A 4,017-nucleotide genomic window follows, 5' to 3' on the forward strand; every position below is an offset into this window, starting at 1 on the left:
ATCTTTCTCCATAAAATCACAACATAAAATTTCGGTGAAATCAAAAGGCCTGTTCGCGACTCTAGCAAAGCGTTTTGCTGCCTCGGCGATCCTCGAAAAGCTAAGAATTAAGGGGCTTGCGAAGAAGGCCGCGCCATTGCTGGTGCGGCCTTCGCAGGGAGGGGAGGAAGAGTGGGCCGAGACTATGCGGTAACGGTGGGCAGATAGAATACTCGCGGACCGGTGTCCTCTTTGGCTAGGTAAACATCACCCTTGCGTTCGGTGACGAGCTTCTTCATTTCGTCGAGGTCGCCGAAGATGCGGGCTTCTGCCATGCACGCTTGCACGCATACGGGGTCGGGTTTGCCGGTTCCGGCATGCTCGATGCAGAAGTCGCACTTGTCCACGGTCATCTTCGGCATGCCTTCGTAGGCGACGCTCTCGTATTCGTTCAGCTCCGTACCGAAGTAGCCCTCCGCGTTCTCCACTAGGAAGCGCGCACCGTAAGGGCACGCCTCGATACAGCTTTTGCAGCCGATACACTTCTTCTTGTCGATGATGACGATACCGTCTTCCTCGCGGATGGTGGATGCCCCGGTTGCACATGCTGCCACACAGGCGGGCTTCTCGCACATCATGCACAGCACCGGACGGATGGTGCGTACCGCGTTGGGATAGGTTCCTTCGGTGCCACGCAGCACGCGCGAGCGCATCACGCCGGGAGGCGTGCCGTTTGCCCCCTTGCATGCCACCGAGCAACCGTGGCATCCGACGCACTTCTCAAGGTCGATCACGAATCCGTAAGCCATGAAAATCCTCCTCCTTTCTAAAATGATTTAGGAAATCTTCTCGAGCTTGCAACGTACACACTGGTCAACGCCGGACCCGACGTATTCCATGCGCTTCGGGTCGCCAGCGGGTACCAGGTGGTTCACGGCTGTGCCCTTGGTTTTTCCGATGGGCTGGTAGTCTGACTTCGAGTTCAAATGCCCGCCTACCGAGGCAACGCATTCGGGATGTACGAACTCGGTGAGCACGGCAATACCCTCGATGGCGTCGCCGTCACGGTTGGACAAGCGCACCTTGTCGCCCGACTTCACGCCCTTGGCCGCGCCGGTTGCGGAGTTGATTTCCAGGAAGTATGTGCTGTCGTCGGCTTCGTTGATCTCGTTGATCCAGGCGTTTTCCACCTGCCAGGTGTCGGTGTTGATGGCATTGGTCCAGTATACGGGGAACAGCTCGAAGCCTTCTTCCTCCACCTCGTGATCCAGGCAAGGCATGAACTCGGGCAGGGGGATATAGTCGTCGGTCTCCCAATAGATGCCGAGTTTTTCCACTTCGGCCTCGATTTTGCCCTTTGCTTCCAGCATGAAGTCGAAGTACAGCGGGATACGGCCCTCCATGCCAGCGGCAAAGACGTATACTTCGTCGGCCTTGCGCTCGCGGGTGAGCACGCCGTTCTCGCGGAACCAGTCGATCCCGCGGTCTTCTCCGGCCAGCGACTTGAGCGCTGCGTCGCACACGCGCTCGGCCGTGATCTGCTCTTTGCCGTCCAGCTGGTATTCCTTGGCAAGACGGTAGTACTCGTTCAGAGCACCGGAATACTCGGCGGTCTTTCCGGCCTTCGCGGCAAGCGCGCCGAACGTGTCAAGAGCACTGGGGCAGTTGTCCTTTGCGTCTACGATAGGCATGCGCCCTGCCACGATGTAGGGTACTTCCGGCAGGCCGGGCACTCGGTGGTTGTTGAACGACAGCGGGAGCGGGTCGAAGCGCTCAAGGTAGCTGGGCTCGGGGATGATCAGGTCGTAGTAATACGACGAATCGTTCAGGTAAATGTCCATGCCGAAGATCCAGTCGAACGACTCCAGCACCTTGGCCTGATAGTCGTGGTTGCACCAGTTCTTCAGCGGATTCGACGCCATGCAGAACGCCACTTCTGACGGCGTAGTGTGATACACCTCGGGTTGCACTTGGGCGATATAGCCGAAATGCTGGTCCATAGTTAGTGGCTGCAGCTCTTCCATGGCCTGAGATGTGGGCGTGTAGCTTGCTTCCCGGATGTGCTGGTAGTGCGATCCGTTCACGGGGAAACCGTGGGCCATAGCTAGATCTTCGATGAGGCCGTCTTCCTCCCAGACGGAAAACTCCCAGTTGTGGTCCTTATCGCCTTCGTAGAAGCCGTGCGCGTTCTTGGTGTAGTAGCCCAAATAACCGCCGCGAGCGAACGTGGCTCCGATCAGCGTGTTTAATTGAAGGATAGCCCAGTGGGTGATGAAGCCGTGCTTGTGGCGGGCTATTCCCGAGAACGTATCTACGGCGGCGGGACGGTAAGGGACGGTCAACCCGTCCACTTCGACCGTCTGTCCAATGCAGGCGGCTTCGCCGAATTCCTTCGCCAGTCGACGCGTGGTGTCGGCGGGCACGGTAGTCACCTGCTCGGCGTATTCAGGTGTGTACTTGGCGATGGCGTCCTTGAAGATGTTGAACGCCGTGCGCACCGAAACGCCCTCGACCTCGAAGTTGCCAACGAGTGCTGGCTGCGTGGCCTCGTCGTAGGGTTTTGCCGTGTTGTCCGAGAGATCCCAGTACAGGGCCTTGTTGCCCTTCGCACTGCGCACGATGCGTTGCGTTGCGGGGTCCACGAGTGCGGGTCCGTTCGTGCGATTGGTTAGGAACTCCTTGTCGTACAGGTCGTACTCGTTCACTAACAGGTTAGCCATTGCTAGCGCTACCGCGGCATCGGTTCCGGGGCGGATAGGCACCCATTCATCGGCTTTCTCGGCGGCACCTGACAGGTGGGGGTCGAAGTTCACCAGTTTGCAGCCGTTTGCGCGAGCCTCGGCAAACACTTTCGCGGTGATACTGGTGCCGTGGCGCGTGGCCACGCCGGCTTGCGTGCCGAACTGCATGAGATACTTGCAGTTGCCGTAATCGGGCAGCGCATTGCCACAGCCGGTGAGTAGTGAGGAGATGGGATGCGTGGGTGCACCGCAGATGTCGGCTTTGAATGGGATGGGGATGTTGCCATTGCTGCCCAGCCAGTTCATAGAGTCGATCCACGAGATAATACTGGTGATAAGCGCGAATACGATGACGGGCTTGTTCTTCTCCTTCTGTTCGTCAAGTTTTTCCAGAATAAGGTCGTACGCTTCGTCCCAACTGATCTCCTCCCATCCGGGGTCGATGCCGACACCTTTCTGCGGGTTCGTGCGCTTCATGGGCTTGGTTATGCGGTTCTCGTCGTAGAGTTGCATGATGCCCGCAGTTCCCTTGCCGCATAGATGCCCCCAGCCAGCAGGGCTGCGGTCGTCGCCCTTGATCTCCACCAGCTTGCCGTCAACCACGTGGCCGAGGATGCTGCAAGCATTGAAGCACATGTTGCACTGCGAAGGCAGCCATACGCCTTCGTCTTTGGCGGCCGTTGTCGTGTTTTGCTCGTCTTTCGCGTTGGGCGTGCTGCATCCGGCGAGCGTTCCTGCGATGCCGATTCCTGCTGCCGCAGCACCCCCCTTTACGAAGCTGCGGCGCGTGATGCCATCGATACTCTCTCCCATAGATTCCCCTTCTCTCGATATGACACGCATAGGACGTTTCCCGTCGTCTCTTTCAACGGGTGGTTGTTCAGGCGGATCTTCTTGATTGCTGGGCGGACACCACCTCCTCGAACTTCCGTAGGAACCGGTCGACCTCGTCAGCAGTGCTGCGGCTGCTGAAGCTGACGCGGTACGTGCACTGAGCGAGGTACTTGGGAACGCCTGCGAGCTGCAAGGCCAAGGGATGCTTTTTGCGCCAGGTACCGGCAGGCACGCTCGCGTGGTTCGTGGCGCAGGCCATAGAGGCGGAAAGATATATACCGGCATCGCTCAGGCGGTCGAGTATGAGGCGATTGTCGGTGCCGGGCAAGGTAAAGTTCACGATGAAGGGCGAGCCGTCTTCGCGCGAATTCACGATAAGGTCGGGATGAAGGCAGCGTAGCGTGCCGATGAGCCTGTCGCGCAAGGCTTCCGCCTGTGCATGGGCGCGAGCCTGCCCGTCATG

At 58.7% G+C, this 4,017-nt stretch carries 4 protein-coding genes; 1 reads left to right on the forward strand and 3 read right to left on the reverse strand.

Annotated elements, in window-relative coordinates:
* On the forward strand, positions 1-193 hold a 193-nt coding region (locus RR842_RS12425), incomplete at its 5' end, for a hypothetical protein (RefSeq protein WP_332729940.1).
* Here RR842_RS12425 and RR842_RS12430 read toward each other — a convergent pair.
* The 3 genes from RR842_RS12430 to RR842_RS12440 form a co-directional block, all read right to left on the reverse strand.
* A complete protein-coding gene (locus RR842_RS12430) occupies positions 183-788 on the reverse strand; it encodes a 4Fe-4S dicluster domain-containing protein (RefSeq protein ID WP_332729941.1) in 606 nt (201 codons plus the stop codon). The genes RR842_RS12425 and RR842_RS12430 overlap by 11 nt on opposite strands.
* Before the next feature lie 27 nt (positions 789-815).
* Positions 816-3,533 carry a molybdopterin-dependent oxidoreductase gene (locus RR842_RS12435; RefSeq protein WP_332729942.1) on the reverse strand — a complete coding sequence of 906 codons (2,718 nt, stop codon included), beginning with the start codon at positions 3,531-3,533 and terminating at the stop codon, positions 816-818.
* A gap of 67 nt (positions 3,534-3,600) precedes the next feature.
* Positions 3,601-4,017, reverse strand: a 417-nt coding sequence (locus tag RR842_RS12440; RefSeq protein ID WP_332729943.1) for an aminotransferase class V-fold PLP-dependent enzyme, incomplete at its 5' end; no start/stop codon positions are given.

It is taken from the genome of Gordonibacter sp., from assembly GCF_036667095.1.
In the GTDB taxonomy this organism is placed as follows: domain Bacteria; phylum Actinomycetota; class Coriobacteriia; order Coriobacteriales; family Eggerthellaceae; genus Gordonibacter.